At 55.3% G+C, this 23784-nt stretch carries 24 protein-coding genes and 1 pseudogene; 17 read left to right on the top strand and 8 right to left on the bottom strand.

The window, feature by feature from the left end:
• Window positions 1-11: 11 nt before the first annotated feature.
• From cysD to rpoS, 12 genes are all read left to right on the top strand, one after another.
• The gene (gene cysD / locus C1N64_RS18935) at window positions 12-920 is read left to right on the top strand and encodes a sulfate adenylyltransferase subunit CysD (RefSeq protein ID WP_006120739.1); all 909 of its coding nucleotides are present in this window, start codon (window positions 12-14) and stop codon (window positions 918-920) included.
• An 11-nt stretch (window positions 921-931) separates the two neighbouring features.
• Window positions 932-2359, top strand: a complete 1428-nt coding sequence (cysN, locus tag C1N64_RS18930; protein WP_033739540.1) for a sulfate adenylyltransferase subunit CysN — start codon at window positions 932-934, stop codon at window positions 2357-2359.
• On the top strand, window positions 2359-2964 hold the full coding sequence (cysC, locus tag C1N64_RS18925; protein WP_033739539.1) for an adenylyl-sulfate kinase: 606 nt from the start codon (window positions 2359-2361) through the stop codon (window positions 2962-2964). Before cysN ends, cysC begins: the two co-directional genes overlap by 1 nt.
• A gap of 55 nt (window positions 2965-3019) precedes the next feature.
• Window positions 3020-3340, top strand: coding sequence for a DUF3561 family protein (locus C1N64_RS18920; RefSeq protein WP_006120736.1), 321 nt, complete (start codon window positions 3020-3022; stop codon window positions 3338-3340).
• Between the two features lie 169 nt (window positions 3341-3509).
• Complete coding sequence (gene ftsB, locus C1N64_RS18915; RefSeq protein WP_006120735.1) at window positions 3510-3827, top strand: cell division protein FtsB; 318 nt, start codon at window positions 3510-3512, stop codon at window positions 3825-3827.
• A gap of 3 nt (window positions 3828-3830) precedes the next feature.
• Window positions 3831-4547: a 2-C-methyl-D-erythritol 4-phosphate cytidylyltransferase gene (ispD, locus tag C1N64_RS18910; RefSeq protein ID WP_006120734.1), complete on the top strand. Its 717-nt coding sequence runs from the start codon at window positions 3831-3833 to the stop codon at window positions 4545-4547.
• Window positions 4547-5029 (top strand): 2-C-methyl-D-erythritol 2,4-cyclodiphosphate synthase, encoded by a 483-nt coding sequence (ispF, locus tag C1N64_RS18905; RefSeq protein ID WP_006120733.1) that lies wholly within the window; start codon window positions 4547-4549, stop codon window positions 5027-5029. Before ispD ends, ispF begins: the two co-directional genes overlap by 1 nt.
• Window positions 5026-6066, top strand: a complete 1041-nt coding sequence (gene truD, locus C1N64_RS18900) for a tRNA pseudouridine(13) synthase TruD (protein ID WP_394515097.1) — start codon at window positions 5026-5028, stop codon at window positions 6064-6066. The genes ispF and truD overlap by 4 nt, the downstream gene beginning before the upstream one ends.
• A 267-nt stretch (window positions 6067-6333) precedes the next feature.
• Complete coding sequence (gene surE, locus C1N64_RS18895) at window positions 6334-7095, top strand: 5'/3'-nucleotidase SurE (RefSeq protein WP_006120731.1); 762 nt, start codon at window positions 6334-6336, stop codon at window positions 7093-7095.
• The gene (locus C1N64_RS18890) at window positions 7089-7715 is read left to right on the top strand and encodes a protein-L-isoaspartate(D-aspartate) O-methyltransferase (RefSeq protein WP_006120730.1); all 627 of its coding nucleotides are present in this window, start codon (window positions 7089-7091) and stop codon (window positions 7713-7715) included. Before surE ends, C1N64_RS18890 begins: the two co-directional genes overlap by 7 nt.
• A 164-nt stretch (window positions 7716-7879) precedes the next feature.
• On the top strand, window positions 7880-9004 hold the full coding sequence (gene nlpD, locus C1N64_RS18885) for a murein hydrolase activator NlpD (RefSeq protein ID WP_033739535.1): 1125 nt from the start codon (window positions 7880-7882) through the stop codon (window positions 9002-9004).
• 51 nt (window positions 9005-9055) lie between these two features.
• The gene (rpoS, locus tag C1N64_RS18880; RefSeq protein WP_006120728.1) at window positions 9056-10048 is read left to right on the top strand and encodes an RNA polymerase sigma factor RpoS; all 993 of its coding nucleotides are present in this window, start codon (window positions 9056-9058) and stop codon (window positions 10046-10048) included.
• A gap of 68 nt (window positions 10049-10116) precedes the next feature.
• On the opposite strand, the gene C1N64_RS18875 is transcribed toward rpoS, so the two are convergent.
• The 3 genes from C1N64_RS18875 to mutS form a co-directional block, all read right to left on the bottom strand.
• Window positions 10117-10848: a 2-phosphosulfolactate phosphatase gene (locus C1N64_RS18875; protein ID WP_205950702.1), complete on the bottom strand. Its 732-nt coding sequence runs from the start codon at window positions 10846-10848 to the stop codon at window positions 10117-10119.
• A 48-nt stretch (window positions 10849-10896) separates the two neighbouring features.
• Window positions 10897-11370 (bottom strand): helix-turn-helix domain-containing protein, encoded by a 474-nt coding sequence (locus C1N64_RS18870; RefSeq protein ID WP_033739674.1) that lies wholly within the window; start codon window positions 11368-11370, stop codon window positions 10897-10899.
• A gap of 227 nt (window positions 11371-11597) precedes the next feature.
• Window positions 11598-14159 (bottom strand): DNA mismatch repair protein MutS, encoded by a 2562-nt coding sequence (mutS, locus tag C1N64_RS18865; RefSeq protein ID WP_172913447.1) that lies wholly within the window; start codon window positions 14157-14159, stop codon window positions 11598-11600.
• 335 nt (window positions 14160-14494) lie between these two features.
• On the opposite strand from mutS, the gene mltB reads away from it, so the two are divergent.
• Window positions 14495-15583 carry a lytic murein transglycosylase B gene (mltB, locus tag C1N64_RS18860; RefSeq protein WP_039338335.1) on the top strand — a complete coding sequence of 363 codons (1089 nt, stop codon included), beginning with the start codon at window positions 14495-14497 and terminating at the stop codon, window positions 15581-15583.
• Window positions 15584-15658: 75 nt separating this feature from the next.
• On the top strand, window positions 15659-15994 hold the full coding sequence (locus tag C1N64_RS18855; RefSeq protein WP_006120723.1) for a zinc ribbon domain-containing protein YjdM: 336 nt from the start codon (window positions 15659-15661) through the stop codon (window positions 15992-15994).
• A gap of 286 nt (window positions 15995-16280) precedes the next feature.
• On the opposite strand, the gene C1N64_RS18850 is transcribed toward C1N64_RS18855, so the two are convergent.
• The 5 genes and pseudogenes from C1N64_RS18850 to C1N64_RS18830 all read right to left on the bottom strand — a co-directional run bounded on the left by C1N64_RS18850 (window position 16281) and on the right by C1N64_RS18830 (window position 21018).
• Window positions 16281-16730, bottom strand: a complete 450-nt coding sequence (locus C1N64_RS18850) for a hypothetical protein (RefSeq protein ID WP_394515096.1) — start codon at window positions 16728-16730, stop codon at window positions 16281-16283.
• A 137-nt stretch (window positions 16731-16867) separates the two neighbouring features.
• The gene (locus tag C1N64_RS18845) at window positions 16868-17917 is read right to left on the bottom strand and encodes a tyrosine-type recombinase/integrase (RefSeq protein WP_263757587.1); all 1050 of its coding nucleotides are present in this window, start codon (window positions 17915-17917) and stop codon (window positions 16868-16870) included.
• 77 nt (window positions 17918-17994) lie between these two features.
• A pseudogene (locus C1N64_RS18840) lies at window positions 17995-18630 on the bottom strand (DUF2931 family protein).
• Window positions 18631-18665: 35 nt separating this feature from the next.
• Window positions 18666-20531 carry a phospholipase effector Tle1 domain-containing protein gene (locus C1N64_RS18835; RefSeq protein WP_394515095.1) on the bottom strand — a complete coding sequence of 622 codons (1866 nt, stop codon included), beginning with the start codon at window positions 20529-20531 and terminating at the stop codon, window positions 18666-18668.
• Window positions 20521-21018, bottom strand: a complete 498-nt coding sequence (locus C1N64_RS18830; RefSeq protein ID WP_394515094.1) for a PAAR domain-containing protein — start codon at window positions 21016-21018, stop codon at window positions 20521-20523. Before C1N64_RS18830 ends, C1N64_RS18835 begins: the two co-directional genes overlap by 11 nt.
• Window positions 21019-21190: 172 nt before the next feature.
• On the opposite strand from C1N64_RS18830, the gene tam reads away from it, so the two are divergent.
• The 3 genes from tam to recA all read left to right on the top strand — a co-directional run bounded on the left by tam (window position 21191) and on the right by recA (window position 23733).
• Entirely contained in the window at window positions 21191-21967 is a 777-nt protein-coding gene (tam, locus tag C1N64_RS18825) for a trans-aconitate 2-methyltransferase (RefSeq protein WP_033739528.1), read from the top strand.
• A gap of 105 nt (window positions 21968-22072) precedes the next feature.
• On the top strand, window positions 22073-22567 hold the full coding sequence (gene pncC, locus C1N64_RS18820; RefSeq protein WP_006120722.1) for a nicotinamide-nucleotide amidase: 495 nt from the start codon (window positions 22073-22075) through the stop codon (window positions 22565-22567).
• A 95-nt stretch (window positions 22568-22662) separates the two neighbouring features.
• Window positions 22663-23733 (top strand): recombinase RecA, encoded by a 1071-nt coding sequence (gene recA / locus C1N64_RS18815; RefSeq protein ID WP_006120721.1) that lies wholly within the window; start codon window positions 22663-22665, stop codon window positions 23731-23733.
• Window positions 23734-23784 lie beyond the last annotated feature (51 nt).

Genomic DNA, 23784 nt, shown 5'->3' with positions numbered 1-23784 from the left:
GAGGAAAAACGATGGATCAAAAACGACTCACTCATCTGCGCCAACTGGAGGCAGAGAGTATCCATATCATCCGTGAAGTGGCAGCCGAATTTGGCAATCCGGTCATGATGTATTCTATCGGCAAGGATTCTTCTGTGATGCTGCATCTGGCACGCAAAGCCTTCTATCCGGGTACGCTGCCCTTCCCGTTGCTGCATGTCGATACCGGCTGGAAGTTTCGTGAGATGTACGAATTCCGCGATCGCACCGTAAAAGCGATGGGGGCCGAACTGCTGGTGCATCGCAACCCGGAAGGCGTGGCGATGGGCATTAATCCCTTTGTGCACGGCAGTGCCAAACACACCGACATCATGAAAACCGAAGGCCTGAAGCAGGCCCTGAACAAGTACGGTTTCGATGCGGCCTTTGGTGGCGCGCGCCGTGATGAAGAGAAGTCACGCGCTAAAGAGCGTATCTACTCATTCCGTGACCGTTTTCATCGCTGGGACCCGAAAAACCAGCGCCCGGAACTGTGGCACAACTATAACGGCCAGATTAACAAAGGCGAGAGCATCCGTGTTTTCCCGCTGTCAAACTGGACCGAGCTGGATATCTGGCAGTACATCTTCCTGGAAAACATTGAGATTGTTCCGCTCTATCTTGCCGCGCCGCGTCCGGTACTGGAACGTGACGGCATGCTGATGATGATCGATGACGACCGTATCAACCTTCAGCCAGGTGAAGTGATTAAACAGCGCATGGTGCGTTTCCGTACCCTGGGATGCTGGCCGCTCACCGGTGCGGTGGAATCTGAAGCGCAAACCTTGCCTGAGATTATTGAAGAGATGCTGGTTTCGACCACCAGCGAGCGTCAGGGCCGGGTAATTGACCGCGATCAGTCCGGTTCGATGGAACTGAAAAAACGTCAGGGTTATTTCTAAGGAGACGCCAGATGAATACCGTAATTGCACAACAAATTGCCGAACAGGGCGGCGTTGAAGCCTGGCTGACCGCACAACAATACAAAAGCCTGCTGCGTTTTCTGACCTGCGGCAGCGTGGACGATGGGAAAAGTACGCTGATCGGTCGCCTGCTGCACGACACCCGACAAATCTACGAAGATCAGCTGTCGTCATTACAAAGTGACAGTAAACGTCATGGTACGCAGGGCGAAAAACTGGATCTGGCCCTGCTGGTGGACGGCCTGCAAGCCGAGCGTGAGCAGGGCATCACCATTGACGTCGCTTACCGCTATTTCTCTACCGAGAAGCGCAAGTTCATCATTGCCGACACGCCGGGGCATGAGCAGTACACCCGCAATATGGCGACGGGGGCATCGACCTGCGATCTGGCTATTCTGCTGATCGACGCCCGTAAAGGCGTGCTGGACCAGACCCGCCGCCACAGCTTTATTTCCACTCTGCTGGGAATCAAGCATCTGGTCGTGGCGATCAACAAAATGGATCTGGTGGACTATCAGCAGTCTGTGTTCGAGCAGATCAAACAGGATTATCTCGATTTTGCCGGACAACTGCCCGACGATCTGGATATTCGTTTCGTGCCGATGTCGGCGCTGGAAGGCGAAAACGTCGCCTCACAGAGTCAAAGCATGCCCTGGTACACCGGTCCGACCTTACTGGACGTGCTGGAAACGGTGGAGCTGAACGCAGTCGTCGATCATCAGCCAATGCGGTTTCCGGTGCAGTACGTCAACCGTCCCAATCTTGATTTCCGGGGTTATGCCGGTACGCTCGCGTCCGGGACCGTAAAGGTGGGCCAGCGGGTTAAAGTGCTGCCCTCCGGCGTTGAATCGACTGTTGCCCGTATCGTGACTTTTGATGGCGATTTGCAGGAGGCGGGCGCGGGTGAAGCCATTACGCTGGTTCTCAATGATGAGATTGATATCAGTCGTGGCGATCTGCTCGTGGAGGCAAGCGCGGAACTGCGTGCGGTTCAGTCAGCCACCGTCGATGTGGTGTGGATGGCAGAGCAGCCGTTACAGGCCGGGCAAAGTTACGATGTAAAAATTGCGGGCAAAAAAGCGCGCGGTCGTGTTGAAAAGGTCATTCATCAGGTTGAGATTAACTCGCTGGAAAAACGCGAGGCGGACAGCCTGCCGCTGAATGGCATTGGTCTGGTGACGTTTACCTTTGACGAACCGCTGGTGCTCGACAGCTATCAGGATAACCCGGTCACCGGCGGAATGATTATCATCGATCGTCTGAGTAACGTGACCGTCGGGGCAGGGCTTATTCATGAGCCGCTGGCCGATAACCCCCAGCAGCACGGTGAATTTAGTGCGTTTGAACTGGAACTGAATGCGCTGGTTCGTCGTCATTTCCCGCACTGGAATGCACGCGATCTGCTGGGCGGTCAGTAATGGCCCGGCATGATGAAAATGTCGTATGGCATGACCATCCCGTCACGCGCGATGCGCGTGAACAGCAGCACGGCCATCAGGGCGTGGTGCTGTGGTTCACCGGCCTTTCGGGGTCGGGAAAATCCACTGTGGCTGGCGCGCTGGAACAGGCGTTGCACCGCATCGGCGTCAGCACCTATCTGCTGGACGGCGACAACGTGCGTCATGGCCTGTGCCGCGATCTGGGCTTTAGCGATGCCGATCGTAAAGAGAATATCCGCCGGGTAGGCGAAGTCGCAAAACTGATGGTGGATGCGGGGTTAGTGGTGCTGACCGCGTTTATCTCACCGCATCGGGCCGAGCGTCAAATGGTGCGTGATCTGCTGGATGAAGGCCGGTTTATTGAGGTTTATGTCGATACACCGTTGGCAGTCTGTGAAGCGCGCGACCCGAAAGGGTTATATAAAAAAGCCCGCGCGGGCGAATTGCGAAATTTCACCGGTATAGACAGCGTTTATGAAGCGCCGGAACAGCCAGAAATCCGGCTTAATGGGGAACAATTGGTTACAAAACTGACGCCCCAATTATTAGATCTGCTGCGCCAGCGCGATATTATCAGTTCCTGAACAGACAGCGGCAGAGCGCATTCCGTTTTGCCGCCTTCGCGTTGACAGGATATTTATGCAGAATATAACCCCCATGCTGGCACGCAAAGACTCACGTACGCCTGATGAACCGCGTTCGGTGTTACCGGGTGGTATCATTGGTTTCGTATGTTACTGGTGTGCGCTGGCCATTCCTTTCCTGTTGTACGGCTCCAGTACGCTGTTTTTCTTTCTCTACACGTGGCCCTTTTTCCTGGCGCTGTTTCCGGTTTCCGTCCTAACGGGCATGGTACTGAGTACCTGGCTGCGTGGGCAATGGATATGGACCTCCCTGATATGCGTTATCGCTGTCGCCCTCCAGTTCTGGATACTGTTCCTGTTTCTGTCACGCTGGTAACGGCGTTGATGTCTAAACGCACCAGCAGGTTACAAAAGTTTTCCGGTCTTGTACCTTCTCGTTCTTCTCCTTTTTTTGCTCACGAGAACGGCATTAGCAGGCATTTTCGCTGCCAGTGTGGAGTCCTGAGTAAAGTTATGGGATGATTGAGCCGTTTTTAGGGGGCGGGATGGGAAAACTGACGTTACTGCTACTGGTGCTGCTTGGCTGGCTGCAATATTCCTTGTGGTTAGGCAAGAATGGTATCCATGATTTTACGCGCGTCAGCGATGACGTGGCGGTACAAAAGGCGACAAACGCCAAACTTAAAATGCGTAACGATCAACTGTTTGCCGAAATTGACGATCTCAATGGCGGCTCTGAAGCGATCGAGGAACGCGCACGCAGTGAATTAGGCATGATTAAGCCGGGTGAAACCTTCTATCGTCTGGTGCCTGACCAGAACAAACGCAACGCGCAACAAGCTGCGCAAAACCAACAACGATAAAACATGAACAATCAGTCCCACTCTGCGGATGTGATTGCCGTGGTGCCCGCTGCCGGTATCGGCAGCCGCATGCAGGCAACCTGTCCCAAACAGTATCTGACGATTGGTCAGCACACACTTCTGGAACACAGTATTGCGCGTCTGTTCTCCCATCCCGCGGTTTCTCAGGTCATCGTCGCGTTAAGCCCTGACGATAATCACTTTGCCCGTTTGCCGCTGGCCAGCGATCCGCGTGTTGTGCGCGTGACCGGCGGCGAAACGCGTGCCGAGTCGGTGCTGGCGGGATTACAGGCGGCGCAGGGCGCGCACTGGGTGTTAGTGCACGATGCCGCGCGCCCGTGTCTGCATCCGGATGATCTGGACCGCCTGCTGCAGTTACCAGGAAAGAGCAAAACGGGTGGCATTCTGGCGGCACCGGTCTGTGACACCATGAAGCGGGGGGAACCCGGCCAGTCAGCGATTGCGCATACGGTCGAACGTGACCATCTGTGGCATGCCCTGACGCCGCAACTTTTTCCCCACGCGCTCCTTACCGCCTGCCTGACCCGCGCCTTGAACGAGGGCGCGATCATTACTGATGAAGCCTCGGCACTGGAATATTGTGGCTACCATCCTGAGCTGGTCACAGGTCGCAGCGATAACATTAAAGTTACCCGCCCGGAAGACTTAGCCCTGGCGGCTTTTTATCTTAGTCAGATTCAGTCAAAGGAGAGCGCATGATGCGTATCGGTCACGGTTTTGACGTTCACGCTTTCGGTGGAGAAGGTCCGCTGGTGATTGGCGGTGTGCGAATTCCATTTGAGTATGGTTTTATCGCCCATTCGGATGGCGACGTGGCACTGCATGCTCTGACCGATGCCTTACTGGGCGCGGTGGCAATGGGCGATATTGGCAAGCTGTTCCCGGATACCGATCCGGCGTTCAAAGGCGCAGACAGCCGCGGTTTGCTGCGGGAAGCCTGGCGCCGTATTGCGGCGAAAGGCTATCGCATCGGTAACGTGGACGTCACGATTATCGCTCAAGCACCTAAAATGCTGCCGCATGTACCCCAGATGCGCATCAATATTGCTGAGGATCTGGGTTGCCATATGGACCAGGTGAACGTTAAAGCCACCACGACGGAAAAGCTCGGGTTCACCGGACGCGGCGAAGGCATTGCCTGTGAAGCGGTCGCGTTGCTGCTGAAAACGGAGTCGGCATGACGTTGCAGTACCTCCACGGTGTGCCTGGCGCGACGGGCGTAATTAAAGCCCGCCCGGAAGACTTCGAGGTGAAGGAAGACCTGGGGTATCGCCCTGACGGTGAAGGTGAGCATGTGCTGGTGCGCATTCGTAAAACGGGTGCCAATACGCGTTTTGTTGCCGAAGCCCTGGCAAAATTTATGAAAATTCCTGCCCGCGACCTCAGTTATGCCGGCATGAAAGACCGCCACGCCGTGACCGAGCAAACACTCTGCTTCCGTGTGCCGGGCAATGCGATGCCCAACCTGACAGGCTTTGCATCAGAAGGCGTCGAAATCCTTGAGGTTGTGCGTCATAAGCGCAAGTTGCGCGTCGGCGCGCTGGCCGGAAACGCCTTTCAGTTGACCATACGACAGGTCAGCCAGCGCGATGACGTCGAGGCCCGCCTTAAGCAGATTCGTGAACGCGGTGTGCCTAATTATTTTGGCGAGCAACGCTTTGGGCGCAACGGCAACAATCTGCAGACGGCGTTGAAACTGGCGCGTCAGGAAATCCAGATACGTGACCGCAATAAACGTGGCCTGATGCTCTCTGCTGCACGCAGTGCGTTATTCAATCAGGTCACCAGTCTGCGTTTGCAGCAGCAGGGTAGCCTGACTCAGGTCATGAACGGGGATGCATTGCAGCTTACCGGGCGTGGCAGTTGGTTTGTCGCCCAGCCCGAGGAAAGGGAGGCGTTGCAGGCGCGCGTGGATCAGCATGCGTTGCGTATCACGGCACCCTTGCCCGGAAAAGGCGAGGCGGGGCCACAGGGCGACGCGCTGGCGTTCGAAGAGCACTGTCTGGCGGATGCGGTAGAACTGCGCGCGCTGCTGGTGCGTGAACGGGTGGAGGCCAGCCGGCGTGCCATGCTGGTGGTGCCGCGCGATTTGCACTGGCAGTGGCTGGATGACGCCACCCTGACGTTGCAGTTCTGGTTACCGGCGGGCAGCTTTGCCACCAGCGTGGTCAGAGAGCTGGTCATCACTGACGACACAGCGGATTTACCTGACGAATAAGCCACGTCCTCACCTGGCCAGTCGCGCGGGTGAGGGACGCGCTGGCGTACACGATGGGCTGCGTAGCAGGGGGCCAGCATCGCACGAAATCTTTCCTTTCAAGCAAATGTGTTACCTTTTTCCTGCCTGTGCGTTTTATTTTCGTCTACCACTTCCTCTCGCTCACCGCTAGAATGCAAAAGTCGCTGTCCAGTCATAACCTGTTGCCATGCTTCAAAACAGGTCCTTATTACGGCGACCCGGTTGAACAGAAAAGGTCAGAATTAAATGCGGATATTGCTCAGCAACGATGATGGCATCCATGCGCCTGGTATTCAGACGCTGGCAAAGGCTTTGCGTCAATTTGCCGAGGTGCAGGTGGTGGCACCGGATCGCAATCGCAGTGGTGCCTCCAACTCATTGACGCTGGAAACCCCGTTGCGCACCTTTACCCATGAAAACGGGGACATTGCGGTGCAAATGGGCACGCCCACCGATTGCGTGTATTTGGGCGTAAACGCGCTGATGCAACCCCGACCCGATATTGTGGTCTCGGGGATCAATGCCGGCCCCAATCTGGGTGATGACGTTATCTATTCCGGCACGGTGGCCGCGGCCATGGAGGGACGTCATCTGGGTTTGCCCGCCATTGCGGTTTCGCTCAATGGTCACGAGCACTATGCCACTGCGGCGGCGGTAACCTGTGCGCTGCTAAAAGCGCTGAGTCGTGAGCCGCTGCGCACCGGACGCATACTGAACATCAATGTGCCCGATCTGCCGCTGGCGGAGGTGAAAGGCATTCGCGTGACGCGCTGTGGCAGTCGGCATCCGGCCGATCAGGTGATTGCCCAAACCGATCCGCGCGGCAATCCGCTGTACTGGATAGGACCACCGGGCGAAAAACTGGATGCCGGCCCTGATACTGATTTTGCCGCCGTGGATGAAGGTTATGTGTCCGTCACCGCGCTGCATGTTGATCTCACCGCGCATAAGGCTCAGGACGTGCTGAGTCGCTGGCTGGATAACGCTGAGGTAAACCTGGTATGGTGAGTCGGCGTATCGAGACACTGTTGGCGCAACTGCGTCAACAGGGGATTCATGACGAACACCTGTTAAAAGCCATCGCCGACGTGCCGCGTGAGCGCTTTATCGATGAGGCCTTTGAGCACAAAGCCTGGGATAACATGGCGCTCCCCATCGGCTCAGGCCAGACGATTTCACAGCCCTATATGGTGGCGCGGATGACCGCCCTGCTGGAGCTTGATGTGCACTCGCGTGTTCTGGAAATCGGGACCGGTTCTGGTTATCAGACCGCGATTCTGGCTCATCTGGTTGAGCATGTTTACTCTGTCGAACGCATCAAAGGTCTGCAGTGGCATGCAAAGCGCCGTCTGAAACAGCTCGATTTACATAACGTCTCTACCCGCCACGGTGATGGCTGGCAGGGCTGGCCCTCGCGCGGGCCTTTCGATGCCATTATTGTGACGGCGGCGCCCCCCGAAATTCCGACTGCGCTGATAGCACAACTGGCAGAAGGTGGCATTATGGTGCTACCTGTCGGTGAAGAGCAGCAGGTGCTTAAACGCCTGCGCCGACGCGGCGGTGAAATCACCGAGGAAACGATTGAGCCGGTGCGTTTCGTCCCGCTGGTTCAGGGCGATCTGGCCTGATGACCGTGTTAGCATTTCTTAATAACTGTTTCATGGCACACGGTAGTTGATATTGTTACTATCCAGTCAGTTCAACGAAAATACAGCGTTTAACGTGCCACACAGTGTAATGTGCTGGTGAAAAGAGAAAGTCAGTTTTTAAAGGTTGCCACCACGGGGGATTAATGAGCACGGGAAGCACAATTTTTCAGTTACGCCGTCTGGCGGCGCTTTCACTGGTAAGTTTTTGGCTGGCAGGCTGTAGTTCAGGCGACAATACACAAGCGCCAATAAGTAATATCGGCGACGGCAGCAGTATGAATGATAACGGTAATATGGCCAGCACTGGTACTGCGCCTGTTGCCAGTGGTGTGCCGACGATGCCATCGCAGGGCGGCATGTTGAGCCGAAATACGCCTGTGCCGCAGAATAAGCCGGGAATCATTAGTACCGGTAATAATACAAGTAATGAAGTTGAAACCCAGAACGGGCGAATTGTGTACAACAGGAGTTATCAGAATATTCCTAAAGGAAGCTATTCTGGACAAACGTACACCGTAAAACGCGGCGATACCCTCTTCTATATTGCCTGGATTACCGGCAATGACTTCCGCGATCTGGCGCAGCGCAACAACGTACAGCCACCGTACAGCCTAAATGTTGGGCAAACCTTGCAGGTCGACAACGGCTCCGGCCAGCCTATTACCGGGGGCAACGCTATTACCGCGGCGGATGCATCACAAAGCGGCATCGTCACCGCACCACAAATAAAACAGGCCCCTGTTGCACAGCAGCCTGTTATTACGTATTCTGATGATTCAGGTAACTCGAATGGCAGTAAATTGTTGCCTTCGAAGGGAGCAAATGTTGCAACGACAACAGCTCCAGCCGTTACCGCACCACCGACGGTGAGCAGTACAACAAATAGTTCAACGCCTGTTGGAAGCTGGCGTTGGCCGACCGAAGGTAAGATCATCGATAACTTCTCTGCCACCGAGGGTGGTAACAAAGGGATCGATATCGCAGGTTCGCGCGGACAGCCGGTTGTGGCCACTGCTTCAGGAAGGGTGGTTTATGCAGGCAACGCGCTTCGTGGTTACGGTAATTTAATCATCATCAAACACAATGATGATTACCTGAGTGCCTACGCCCACAACGATACAATGCTGGTCCGGGAACAACAGGAAGTTAAGGCTGGGCAAAAGATCGCTACCATGGGTAGCACCGGAACCAGTTCAGTTAGATTACACTTTGAAATTCGTTACAAGGGGAAATCCGTAAACCCGTTGCGTTATTTACCGCAGCGATAATCCGGCAGAGTCCTCTGGAGTCTGCCCTGGAATCACGGGTAGGAGCCACTTATGAGCCAGAATACGCTGAAAGTAAACGAGTTACATGAGAATGCGGAATTCGAAGAGAATGGAGCAGAAATTTTTGATGAGAAGGCGCTCGTCGAAAATGACTCTGGCGACAATGATGTAGCAGAAGAGGAGTTGCTGGCGCAGGGTGCGACGCAACGTGTCCTTGACGCTACTCAGCTCTATCTTGGGGAGATTGGCTATTCTCCATTGCTGACGGCCGAGGAAGAGGTACTCTTCGCTCGCCGGGCATTACGAGGTGATATTCCTTCTCGTCGCCGCATGATCGAAAGTAACTTACGACTGGTGGTGAAGATTGCACGACGTTACAGCAATCGCGGTCTGGCCCTGCTGGACCTGATTGAGGAAGGTAACCTCGGCTTGATTCGCGCCGTTGAGAAATTTGATCCAGAACGTGGATTCCGTTTCTCAACGTATGCCACCTGGTGGATTCGTCAGACCATTGAACGGGCAATCATGAACCAGACCCGGACAATTCGTTTACCGATCCACATTGTGAAAGAATTGAACGTTTATCTGCGTACTGCGCGTGAACTTTCTCACAAGCTCGACCACGAGCCGAGTGCGGAAGAGATTGCAGAACAACTGGATAAACCGGTTGATGACGTAAGCCGTATGTTGCGTCTCAACGAACGTATTACCTCAGTTGATACTCCATTAGGGGGCGATTCTGAGAAAGCGCTGCTGGATATCCTGGCCGATGAAAAAGACAACGGCCCAGAAGATACCACGCAAGACGACGATATGAAGCAAAGTATCGTTAAATGGCTGTTCGAACTGAACGCCAAGCAGCGCGAAGTGCTGGCTCGTCGTTTCGGCCTGTTGGGCTATGAAGCGGCAACGCTTGAGGATGTTGGCCGTGAAATCGGTTTAACCCGCGAGCGTGTGCGCCAGATTCAGGTTGAAGGTTTGCGCCGTCTGCGCGAAATCCTGCAAGGTCAGGGCCTCAGCATTGAAGCACTGTTCCGCGAATAAGCTGAACACGGCACGTCAACAGAAAGCGATGGGTAACCCCATCGCTTTTTTTTGTCTGTTATTTACGCTTAAGCCTGTCCGGCAAAATACTCCCCTGTCAGAAAACAGGGCTGACGGGCGGCATCTTTTGTCAGGCAAAGTGTCACATCGTCCGGAAAGCCTCTTTGTATCAGCTCGACTGCGGACGCGCAGTGAAACAGTGCCGCGAAATTCTGGGACTGATGAGCGTGCCAGGCGGCGACAGCGGTCTGCGCTTCAGGTGAAAGCGTGCATTGTGCCAGCGCGGCAATGATTCCCCCCGCTACCACATAATCCTCAATACAGGGGCGTAGGCTCCCGTCTGGCCAACGTTCGCCACAGGGGACAATCAGAATACGGCTGAAGGCGCGGCAGGCTTCGGCCGTTGCGGTCAGGTTTCTCAGGCAGCCTGTCAGCACGGGGACGCCCCGTTCCCGCGCCCTGAAGCAGGTTGCGGAGCCATTAGGGGAGGGCAGCACCAGTTTTTCATCCGGGCGAACGCTGAGTAACGTTCGCGGCGACAGACTGTAGCCCTGGCCACTGAATCGCCTGTCGCTGTTAGCCGCGATGGCACCGACGGACTGCGCATACTGCGTGACAGAGTGATCTTTCCAGGGATAAGGATAGACGCGCGCCCCGTTCTCCACTGCCACGCTGACACAGGTAGAAAAGGACATCACGTCAATAATCACGATGATATCCACGTCCCCGGCAAGATGATCAATGGCCGGGATCCCCCATTCCAGACGAACAGCAAACGCGTCCTGACGATACCAGTTCATAGGCTTTTCCCGCAGTGTGGTGTAACAGCGATGTGCAACCGGCGGAAGTTAGCCCTGTCTGCGCAATAATTTTTGCAGCCGTTTTTGCTGCCAGCGGCGGATCGCATCCTTAAATATAAACAGACGCAATGCTCTGACGAGCAGTAAGGCGCCCCAAATGGCGGCGACCCAGAGTGACCAGCGGTCATTGGGCGCCGTAAAGTGGTTCAGGACATACAACAATGCGCATACCACCACAGCGCTAAACAGAGAACGGTAAAACCGGCTCTCGGCAGCGAGCTGCTGGCGGGCGTCAGAAATGTAGCTGTCCAGCGCTTCACCGTTATTCGCAGGGGCATCGGTCAGATCGGTCACGTTAATCTCAAACACGGCCGCCAGTGCGCTCAATGTTTCCAGGCTGGGCGGATCGCCGTTTTCGATGCGCTGTATGGTTCGGGTGCTGAGGCCGGCCATTTCCGCCAGTTGTTCCTGTGACCAGGCACGTGCCAGGCGATATTCTCTGACGTTGTTCAGGTTACGCATAATGAGTCTCCGAAAGAGTAAACAATCGGTTTGCAGCATCGCCGGTAAGTGTCGACAGAAACACGATCGCAGCACGACAGGCACACGACAGCATTATGACACCGCTTTATCAGCCTGTAATCGCGTAAAGCGGTAGCAGAAGGATGCGCCAGCAGGGGTAAAGAAGGCGGGCGCAGAGAAACGCGTAACGGGAAGTCCGTAGCCGCCCCGCGAAAGGGCGGCCGTCATCAGACCAGTGCTTTAAGGCGGTAAATCCAGTCCAGCGCCTGGCGCGGTGTCAGCGTATCGGGATCCAGTGCTTCCAGCGCTTCCACGGCGGGAGACGTTTCTTCCACCAGCAACGGCAACTGCGAGCCGTCAACGTTTGACGTTGCGGATTGACTGGAAACCGTTTCGAGCTCTTTCAGCTTATTACGCGCGCGTTTAATCACCTCTTTTGGCACGCCGGCCAGCGCGGCCACGGCCAGCCCGTAGCTTTTACTGGCGGCACCGTCCTGCACACTGTGCATGAACGCAATCGTATCGCCATGTTCTACCGCATCCAGGTGAACGTTAACCACGCCTTCCAGTTTTTCAGGCAGGGTCGTCAGTTCAAAGTAGTGCGTTGCAAACAGGGTCATCGCTTTGATTCGGTTCGCCAGATTTTCCGCACAAGCCCAGGCAAGCGACAAGCCGTCATACGTAGAGGTGCCGCGGCCGATTTCATCCATCAGGACCAGGCTGTTTTCTGTCGCGTTGTGCAGAATATTGGCCGTTTCCGTCATTTCGACCATAAATGTCGAGCGGCCGGAGGCCAGATCATCTGCTGCGCCCACACGGGTGAAGATACGATCCAGTGGACCAATGACCACTTCTTCGGCGGGAACGAAACTGCCGATCCAGGCCATCAGCGCGATTAACGCAGCCTGACGCATATAGGTACTTTTACCGCCCATATTCGGGCCTGTGATGATCAACATGCGGCGTTGTGGTGCCAGCGAGAGCGGGTTGGCGATAAAAGGTTCTTTCAGGACCTGCTCCACTACCGGATGGCGGCCGGCGGTGATTTTAATCCCGGGCTTGTCGTGCAGCGTGGGACGGCAGTAGTTTAGCGTCCATGCGCGTTCCGCGAGGTTACTCAGTACATCCAGTTCGGCCAGCGCCGCCGCACTTAACTGTAACGCTTCAAGGTGCGGCAGCAGCAGATCAAACAGGCCTTCATACAGGCTTTTCTCCAGCGCCAGCGCTTTGCCTTTTGACGTCAGGACCTTGTCTTCATACTCCTTCAGCTCGGGAATGATATAGCGTTCAGCATTCTTAAGAGTCTGACGGCGGACATAGTGAATAGGCACCTGATGGCTCTGACCCCGGCTGACCTGAATGTAATAACCGTGCACGCCGTTAAAACCGACTTTCAGGCTGTCCAGACCGAGTTTTTCACGTTCGCGGATCTCCAGGCGATCCAGATAATCCGTCGCGCCATCCGCCAGGGCGCGCCACTCGTCCAGCTCAGCGTGATAACCCGGGGCGATCACCCCGCCATCTCTGATTAATACCGGTGGGGATTCGACAACGGCCTGCTCAAGCAGTGTGCGCAGGTCGCTAAAGTCACCTATCTGGGTACGCAGGGTTTTCAGGTGGGCGGACCCGGCGTTTGCCAGCAGATCGTTGAGTTCCGGCAACTGCTGAAACGCATGGCGCATGCGCGCCAGATCGCGTGGACGCGCCGTGCGTAGCGCCAGACGGGCCAGAATACGCTCTAAATCACCGACCTGGCGCAGAACGGGCTGAAGCACGTCGCTCAGCGCCTGCAGCTCGGCGATTGATTCCTGTCGTTTCGCGATGACGCTGCTGTCACGCAACGGCATATGCAGCCAGCGTTTTAGCATCCGGCTGCCCATTGGCGTGACGGTTTTATCCAGCACCGCGGCTAAGGTGTTCTCGGTACCGCCTGCAAGGTTTTGGGTAATTTCAAGATTACGTCGGGTGGCGGCATCCATGATGATGCTGTCCTGCTGACGTTCCATGCTGATGGCGCGGATATGTGGCAGGCTGGTCCGTTGGGTATCTTTGACATACTGCAGCAGACAACCCGCCGCGCGCAGGCCGAGATGGGCCTGCTCCACACCAAAACCGTTTAAATCCCGCGTACCAAACTGCAAAGTAAGCTGCTGACGCGCGGTATCAATTTCAAATTCCCACAAAGGACGACGGCGCAGACCACGACGCTGATCGATGAGCGACATCGGCGAAAAATCTTCTGGATAAAGGAGTTCGGCAGGATTGGTTCGCTGCAGTTCGGCCGCCATGGTTTCCAGATCCATGGGCTCACTCAGACGAAACCGGCCTGAACTGATATCCAGCGTGGCATAACCATAGCCGCGCGCACCGTGCACCACAGCGGCCAGCAGGTTATCCTGCCGCTCCTGCAAGAGTGCCTCATCACTGATCGTCCCCGGGGTAACAATGCGGACGACCTTACGTTCGACCGGCCCTTTGCTGAGCGCCGGGTCGCCAATTTGTTCACAGATGGCGACCGACTCACCGAGTTGCACCAGCCTCGCCAGATAATTTTCAACCGCATGATGCGGGACACCGGCCATAGGGATCGGTTCGCCCGCCGAGGCACCGCGCTTGGTTAAGGAAATGTCTAATAACTGAGAGGCGCGTTTCGCATCGTCGTAAAACAGCTCATAGAAATCGCCCATGCGATAAAACAGCAGGATGTCAGGATGCTCGGCCTTGAGGCGTAAATACTGCTGCATCATTGGCGTATGGGTGCTCAAGTCCATTTGCTCTGCTTTTTTCATCTCATCTTTACTCAAGGTTGACTCTTCCTTTTGCCCGTCACGGTCAAGGCGGTGGTTTAACAGAGAGACAGACAGGGATGTCTGTACCGTGCAGGAATCTTACCAGTTTACGGCTTCTGCATCATCAGGGTTGCCACGGCGAGTCATGAACTTAACAAAGCCGCGGGGTGACAGAAAGCGCGTCAGTAAAGGGAGGCCTCAGCGTTCGGGCCACTTCACAAAACGTGCCGATGCAGCGGTAAAAAAAGCGATTTTTTATACGATCACGTTTGTATGTCTTCCTGCTGAACGATTAACATTAACATCCCTGGTCTGGCTTGTTATATGGATATCTAATGCGTTCTAAGCTTGCTCTTCTTCCGCTTTTTGCCCTGCTTGCCGCCTGTAGCAGTAAGCCACACTCTTCGCAGCCGCAGCCTCCTGCGGAACTGATTGCGCCGAAAGGCGGATTTTTACTGGAACCCGCACATGCGGTTCAACCGATGTTTGGTGATTTCGCCAGTAACCCTGTTGCAGAACAATTTATTGATAAAATGGTGGCGAAGCACGGCTTTGACCGTCAGCAACTGCACGCCATTATCGGCCAGGCAAAACGACTGGATTATGTCCTGCGTCTGATGGATCGCCAGGCTCCTTCGTATACGCCACCAAGTGGGCCTAACGGGGCCTGGATCCGCTATCGCGATAAGTTTATTACGCCGGATAACGTACAAAATGGCGTGGCGTTCTGGAATCAATATCAGGATGCTCTGCAGCGCGCGCAGCAGGTCTATGGCGTTCCGCCGGAAATTATCGTCGGCATTATTGGCGTCGAAACGCGCTGGGGCCGTGTTATGGGCAAAACCCGTATTCTGGATGCACTGGCTACGCTCTCCTTTGATTATCCACGCCGTTCTGCCTATTTCAGCAGCGAACTGGAAACCTTTTTGCTGATGGCACGTGATGAAAAAGACGATCCGCTCGATCTCAAAGGATCGTTTGCCGGTGCGATGGGCTATGGCCAGTTCATGCCATCGTCCTACAAAGCTTACGCTGTCGACTTCAATGGTGATGGCCATATTAATTTATGGGATCCGGTCGATGCGATAGGCAGCGTCGCGCACTATTTTCAGCAGAATGGCTGGCGTCCTGGCGAGAATGTGGCCGTGCCGGCCAGCGGCCAGGCACCGATGCTGGAGAATGGCTTTAAGACCCGTTACAGCGTCAGTACGCTGGCCGCGTCAGGACTTTCTCCCCAGGGTCCGCTGGACGGCAATGATCAGGTCAGCCTGCTGCGGCTGGATTTAGGCACCAGTTATCAGTACTGGTACGGTTTACCTAACTTCTATGCCATTACGCGTTATAACAACAGCACGCATTATGCGATGGCTGTGTGGCAGTTGGGTGAAGCGGTCAGCAAGGCGCGCAAGGGCTCGCTGTTTTAATACTACCCTTATTAACTGTAAGGCTATATGATGGCGGCCCTGTATTTTGTGCCGCCGTTATTATCTGGAGTCGTTATGTCTTTACCTGCTTGTCCCGTTTGCCAGGCTGATTACACCTGGCAGGATGCTGAGAACCTAAACTGTCCGTCATGTGGTCATATCTGGACGCAAGCTGAAGGCAGCGACAGCGCTCAGGAACAGGTCGTTCGCGATGCTAACGGCAATATACTGGCAGATGGCGACAGCGTAACGGTTGTCAAGGATCTCAAGGTGAAGGGCAGCTCTTCTGTGCTGAAGATTGGCACCCGCGTGAAGAGTATCCGGCTGGTAGAAGGCGACCACAATATCGATTGTAAAATTGACGGATTCGGTCCGATGAAGCTGAAGTCTGAGTTTGTCAAAAAGAACTGATGGTATTGGGCGCCCAGTGCGCCCGATTTTATGTGTCCTCACGTCGCCCTGATGCGTTACCGGTACTCACCGGCCCTGCCACAATCCGTTCACAGCTCCCCGGACATTATCCCTTTTGTTGCCTGAACGGGCACTTTATGCGTATTTATACGTCTATGTTCTGTGTGTCCGGAGCGCATGTGTAATTATATTTTATTTAATGGCGGTATTTTATTGTCAGTAATGCGGATTTACTGAGGTTCAACAACCTTTTCAATATGATACTGTTTCATATTGAGTACCTGTATTATTTTTCCCCGGTGTTATCCACGACCAGCTCAACCGGTATGGCGACTTTATGTTGACGCAGAAGCCTCACCAGCAACGAATTTCTGCGCTCAAAATCCTGAACGGCCACTGACAGGATCGCCACCCGCTGCGCCAGCGATGCGCTGGCCTGCTGGAGAGACCGTAATCGATGATTAGCCCCTGCCTGCTCTGGTTCCTCTTTACTTTTCTCCGTACTCACGGTGTCCCGGCCAGCACGAATCTCTGCCAGTTTTTCTTTCATATCCGGATAACGGTTCAGCGTGGCCCGGGAGCGCCCGGCGGCCTCATACAATGCTTTTTCTGTTACCGGCGCGGAAGGATTGGCGGCAATGGCAGCAAGCGCCTGCTCAAAGGCCATCCGGGTTTCATCCCTGCTGATAGCATATCTGCGCCGCAGCGCCACTTCCTGTCGGGGATTACGAGCCATGGTGAACCTCCTGCAGATGGATAATCGCTTTACGCATACGTTCGATTTCCTGGTCCAGCGCAACCCGCTGCAGCGGACTCAGTTTAGGTACCCGCCGCATGGCCTCCGCATCAGCGATGGCAGTCTCCCAGGCGGGCTTATGCTTCGCGGAGATGCAGGAATTGGCGCACCGGTCCGGATGTCGCCCATGCCGGGTCGGCGAGTAAACGCTGGATCATTGCCGTCAGCTGGTGAATGGCAAACGCGTGACGCAGCATGTGGGGGGTACAGGAAACGCCTGACCGTTGTGACGCCCGCCGGAAAACGGCGTGCCACCGCGCCGTTTTCATCGGCCTGCCGGACTCTGACAGCCACAGTTCTGCCGGGCGTTCACGGGCGCTGAGCATGGCAACGGCATTTTCACGATCTTCTGCGATATACCGGAACACCGTGCGAAGCACGTGCACGGGAATACGGATGACGCGAACCTTCCGGCCCTTTGTTCCCCGGTGTAACGTCAGGGGAACCGTCTTTTTCCCCCGCCATTCCACGGCATCGGGATCGGGCAGATCCCCCAGAAGCAGGCTGTTTGCCTCATTAATACGCATCCCCGTTGAAATCAGCAAATCGGCGAAGGCGCGATCCCGCTCCGCTGTTCGCGTACCGCCAAAGGCGGGCCTGAACTGAGCAAGATAAACCCTCAGGGGAAGGTAGCGAACCGGGCTGGCCGGGACTGACTCCATAATCGCTGACCTGACCCGCTGCGTGCCCGGGGCGGCGGTCATGCGACCCGCCCTGATATCGCGATACGTAACGGGGCTTTTGGCTATTTCCCCGGTCATGGCGGCCCATTCATAAAACCGCGTCAGCGCCGCAGCAATATTGTTCCACGTCCGGGCCGAGACGGGGCGTTTCTGGCTGAACCGCCTCTGCGTGTAGTAATGCCGCAGAACACTGCGATCGACCGCACGCCAGGCTATTTGTTGTTGATCGAGCCAGCCCAGAAACCGGGTAAGATGATAGGCATAGGTACGCCAGGTATTACGCCCCGGGCTTGATGGATCAACCAGGGACCGTAAAAAGGCATTCACTTCACGGTCAAATACCCCGTCCTCCCCGATGAGAAAGGGCTGGCCGTCAATAATACCCAGCCGCTCTGCCACGCCCGCCAGCTCCGGTGTACGGCTCAGGTCGGTGAAAACCAGCATGATGATCGCCCTCCAGACAGGAAAAACAGATACCACCGCACCGGCGCATATTATCCGGCAGATTTCATCTGGCGGTGTTACCAGCTGCCATAGGGATAGGTTTTCCCTTTGATAAAATCTTTTATGTCCTGGTCATACCCATCGGGAATGCTGTAGTTGAAATCAATCCGCGAAGGGACGTCTTTACAGGCATCCAGTTTATCCCCGGACAGCGTGGTGATTTTTACCGGCTCAACCGGCATATTAGCGGCCGGGCCGCTGTTCTGGAGCCAGATGCGCACTTTGCCTTCAGGTGCCAGACCAAACAATAATGTTTTATACTAGGCGGTATTTCCTCTCCGATCTTTGCCGGTTGGTACCGACATTTTTTCCCGCAGGGCCGGTGAGAAGGTGATGCGCGTCTCGTAGGTCTTTTTATCGATGACCGAATCCCAGCAGAACAGCATCAGCGCTGGCGGGTGACGGACTTTGTTGAACTGGATCCCCACACCATAGGTTGTGTTATTCCAGGAACCTACCACATCGGGATCACTCTGCGTACTGTCCAGCGTACGGAAGGTGGAGACCACCTTTTCGTTGTCGATAATCAGCGCTTTCGTCACCACCGCCGGTAATGCCCTGGGGGTGAAAAACGCAAAACCAACCTCCCCGTAGGGCATTTCACCGGTGTCTTCCGGCGTCTGCGCTTCGCCTGCCCGACAGCCGCCGATCATGACCAGCATCAGCAGGGGAAAAAGGGCTTTCAGCTTCATACCTTTTTCCCGTCCATGCTGTAGACCGAGCGTTTCCACTGCTCATCCGGACGGTTGATAAAGCCAATCAGCGCTGAGGGCGATGCGCCCCCGTGGATGAAGCCGTCCGTATTGACCACGATGGCATTCCAGTTGGCCGAACAGTGAATATACTTCTCAGCAATCACGTCCAGCTCATCCTGACTGAACGCCTGTGCCATCTGGCCGCTGCGGACAGCTTTCCCCATCGCCAGCGCCTTATCCCGGAGGGGGGTGAGCTCATCCGGAATGACGAGTTCTTTGTCTTTACTCAGAATGGGCTCAAATACCACTCCGGCTTCCTTTGCGGCCTCAAGCATCACACTAAGCGCCACGCGGGACCAGTCGTTTCTGACGGTCCGCTCCCGCAGGGTCAGCGCCGCAAAGCTGCGCTTCTGCACCTGGCCGTAGCGGTCCGGAGGAAGCCTGTCGTCATGCCAGGTTTCTGCCGAAATGTCATTTGTCCGCAGCAGAGGGGCAAGGCAGGGCGATTTATCCAGCGTCTGCAGCTGCGCTACGGCCTGCCGGTAGGCCTGCGTCTTTTCACCGGGCTGACTGTACGGGACCGTCTCCGTTACCGGACGCGTCAGAAAAAGATGTTCTTTAGTGACCGGCAGGTATCCGCCGCCGATATCGGAATGTGCGCCGGGCAGCGCCAGTTCCGGCCAGGCCGGTTTCACGCTGTTCAGCGCAAAGTTGAACCGACACTCGTTCGCGGCGGTGATATGAAACACCTTCTCTGCCACACCGGGACGCAGGGTGAGCTTCACGTCACCGGTATCCGCGCTGTGCGGGTTCAGGCCGTTAACCGGGGTGCCAATGGCGGCAACGGTATCGAAAATGCCGATGAAGCGGGTTTTACCGGCAGGAGAACCCTTGAAGGTCGTGTCCGTCATGGCCTGCCGGATGGCGCTGATAATGGCCGGGTCTTCGGACTGGATGCGGTTGGCAAAATGGCGTGCCGCCGCTGCACCCCGGCTGAAGCCAAAAATATCGAACTGCAGGGCTCTGACGATAAGCTTGCCGTCAGCCTGTTTTTTACCAACAACCTCCAGCACATCCTGAATGCTGTCAGCCAGCATGGAAACCGCTTTATTCGTTTTGGCAACGACACCGGTATCAGAGATACCAAACCCCTGTCCCAGTTTGCTGTCAGGTTTACCTGCTTCCGTACCAATGCCATTAATGTAAATGCCCGTCTGAACATCTGAATCGTTACCGGACAGGGATTTCTTATATAGCGTACTCAGCCAGTGTATATTCGTGTAGTACCCGGTATAACTGATTGCACCGCTGCCCGACACGCCAAGATTTTCCCGGGCGCATTTTGCCAGAATGGACCCGGCTTCCGGGTCATCCAGGTTGTAATGTTCTGCGGTATACGCCTTCAGCATGTTCTGCGTGTTAACAGCATTGTTGCCCGTACCGTCGAAAAACACGCCTATTGTCAGCGTTATTTCCCGCTTCTTTTTCTTCGCCGCCTGCGCGTGCTGTTCCGGTTCTGACTCTGCCCCGGAAACCAAAGGTACCATCCTGGGGTTATCTGGCACGGACACCACGCCCGGCGCAATCAGATAATGGGTCCCGGCCGGGCACCCACAGCGAATGACTGAGCCATCCACGGCGACAGCAACACTGTTTGAGTGACGATGATCACCACTGACAATCACCCCGACCTCGCCACATTTGGGGCAGGGTGACGTTTTGTCACCGATATAGAGTTTCAGCTTCCCCATAACCGACATGCCGGGGCGGGCGGCAATACAAAATGCACCTGTGGACGTTTCGTCCCCGTCAAGTCCAGCGTTTTTATCGTGAACAGTACAGCCTCTGTTAACCAGCATCGTATTCAGGCCTCTTCCGCCAGAAACGACTGACACATTGGAACACCCTCACGGCGAACCAGCCACGAATGCCCTGTGGCGTACTGATTATTTCATCACCGTTATCCAGCTGACTGCCAACCAGTGCCACGCCGGTACCGTCAATCGCGCTGGCCTCTCCCGCACCGGTCACGACTTTCGCCGTCCGCCCGTCCGGGTAGGCCACTTCATCCCCGGCACGTGCTACATTCGCGTAGCTTCCGTCGTCCAGCATAAGCTGATGTCCCGTATCCGCCGCCCGGACGATGCCACCGTCACGGGTCAGGCTGCCGTCAGTCGCAATACGGAAGATGGCATTCACCGGGTGTGAACGGCAGAAGACTTTCTGCTCTTCAATCAGCGCACGCGCTTCATCGCTCATCTCAGCCAGTTGCTCAGGACTGAAAGGCGAAACATCCTGACAGGCCAGAACATCCGGGGTTAGTTCGTTGGTATATTGCTGTTCCATATCAATTCCTTCTTATTCCTGCGATAAAAGCGCCAGCAAAAGTTATTCGATGGCAGACATATCCCATGATGAGAGACTGCAGATTTACACAGGAAGAAGGGATAATAATTGGGCATGATCAATGCAACATGAAACGCTGGCTACTTAAACAATATAAGAGAGGTGAAACGTTATGCAAGACTGGGATCCCACGCTGTATCGCAAGTTCGAAGCCGAAAGAACACGACCGGCTCAGGAATTACTGTCCAGAATCAGGGTTGAAGATGTCCGTTTCGTTACCGATCTGGGGTGCGGCCCCGGTAACAGTACCGAACTGCTTGTCGACGCCTGGCCACAGGCGCAGATTACGGGCCTCGACAGTTCTGCTGCCATGCTGGAGCAGGCGCGTGAACGTCTACCACAATGCGCATTTATTCAGGCTGATATCGCCACCTGGCAGGCCGCGATTCCACAGCAGGTTATCTATGCGAATGCCTCGCTACAGTGGCTGGGCGGCCATTCCTCGCTCTTACCACATCTCGTAAATCAGCTGGCACCCGGCGGTACGCTGGCCGTCCAGATGCCTGATAATCTGGATGAGCCTTCACATCAGTTAATGCGAGATGTGGCCACTTCCGGGCCCTGGCGTGACAAAATCAGCGCGCAGGCGGCCGAGCGCAAGCGATTACCTTCAACTGAACACTATTACGATGTGCTGACAACGGCCGGGTGTGCCGTTGATATCTGGCGGACCACCTATTATCACGTTATGGATAATGCCCAGGCCATCATCCACTGGTTGAAAGCCACCGGGCTGCGTCCGTTTCTTGCGCCACTTAGCGTATCTGAACAGGAACAGTTTCTGGCCGCCTATCACCAGTGCCTCATGACCGCGTATCCGGCGCGGCAGGACGGCAAGGTCTTACTGGCGTTTCCCCGGCTTTTCATGGTGGCGACACGTAATCGCTAAAATATCTGGATAGTCACACGCAATTTCTGCATTGCTTTACCCCAGGCGCTTGAAAAAGGGCAGGGCTTGCACCATGTTCAGTACTCGTTGACAGGGAGCGACAAAATGAATGATTCGCAGTTGCAGACGTTGAGTGCGCAGATTGGTGAGGCGCTGAAGCAGCGTAATGCTACGGTGACCTGCGCCGAATCCTGCACCGGCGGCTGGATCGCCAAGGTGTTTACGGACATCAGTGGAAGCTCGGCCTGGTTTGAACGGGGATTCGTGACCTACAGTAATGAAGCCAAGCAGGAATTAGTCGGCGTCAGTGCCGCCTCACTGGCGCAATCTGGCGCGGTCAGTGAAGCCGTAGTGCGCGAAATGGCTGTCGGTGCCCGGCAGCAGGCGCGGGCCGATTACGCCATTTCCGTGAGCGGCATTGCTGGCCCGGAGGGGGGCAGTGAAGACAAACCCGTGGGAACGGTGTGGTTTGGCTTTGCCGGCCCCGACGATATTGTCATGGCTTTTCGCCAGCAGTTTGACGGTGACCGTGATGCGGTGCGCCGTCAGTCGGTTGCCTGGGCGCTGCAGACATTGGCCAGTAAATTTCTGAAAAATTAAACTTGATACTGTATGACTATACAGTATAATTATTCGCAACAGAAAGTGCACAGGCACCATGTGTGCGTGTTTACCCGGCATGATTAGGAGTAGAAATGGCAATTGATGAAAACAAACAGAAGGCTTTAGCTGCCGCGCTCGGCCAGATTGAGAAGCAATTTGGTAAAGGCTCCATCATGCGCTTGGGTGAAGACCGCTCAATGGATGTGGAAACCATCTCAACAGGCTCCCTGTCACTGGATATCGCATTAGGTGCGGGTGGATTGCCGATGGGCCGTATCGTCGAGATCTACGGTCCTGAAGCCTCGGGTAAAACCACGCTGACGCTGCAGGTGATTGCTGCCGCACAGCGTAAAGGTAAAACCTGTGCCTTTATCGATGCTGAACACGCACTGGATCCGGTCTACGCCAAGAAACTGGGCGTTGATATCGATAACCTGCTGTGTTCACAGCCCGATACGGGTGAACAGGCGCTGGAAATCTGTGACGCGCTGGCGCGCTCCGGTGCCGTTGACGTGATTATCGTCGACTCCGTTGCTGCCCTGACACCAAAAGCCGAAATTGAAGGCGAAATCGGTGACTCACATATGGGCCTGGCGGCGCGTATGATGAGCCAGGCAATGCGTAAGCTGGCCGGTAACCTGAAACAGTCGAATACGCTGCTGATCTTCATCAACCAGATTCGTATGAAAATTGGTGTGATGTTCGGTAACCCGGAAACCACTACCGGCGGTAACGCACTGAAGTTCTATGCGTCAGTTCGCCTTGACATCCGCCGTATTGGCGCCATCAAAGAGGGTGACAACGTCGTCGGTAGTGAAACCCGCGTTAAAGTGGTTAAGAACAAAATTGCTGCGCCCTTTAAGCAGGCTGAGTTCCAGATCATGTATGGCGAAGGGATCAACACCTTCGGCGAGCTGGTAGACCTCGGTGTGAAGCACAAGCTGATCGAAAAAGCGGGTGCCTGGTACAGCTATAAAGGCGATAAAATTGGTCAGGGTAAGGCAAACGCCAGCAACTTTCTCAAGGAAAATGCGGCTGTCGCGAACGAAATTGACCTGAAACTGCGCGACATGTTGCTCAACGGCGCTGAGCAAAACGACGCAGCGGACTTCTCCGCTGACGACGTTGAGAATGCAGCCAGCGAAGCAAACGAAGACTATTAATGCCTGAAACGGGAGCAGAGAAATCTGCTCCCGTTTGACGTTAACCTCTCA

Source organism: Pantoea sp. SGAir0215, from assembly GCF_043543215.1.
This window is presented reverse-complemented; position numbering and strand designations above follow the sequence as displayed.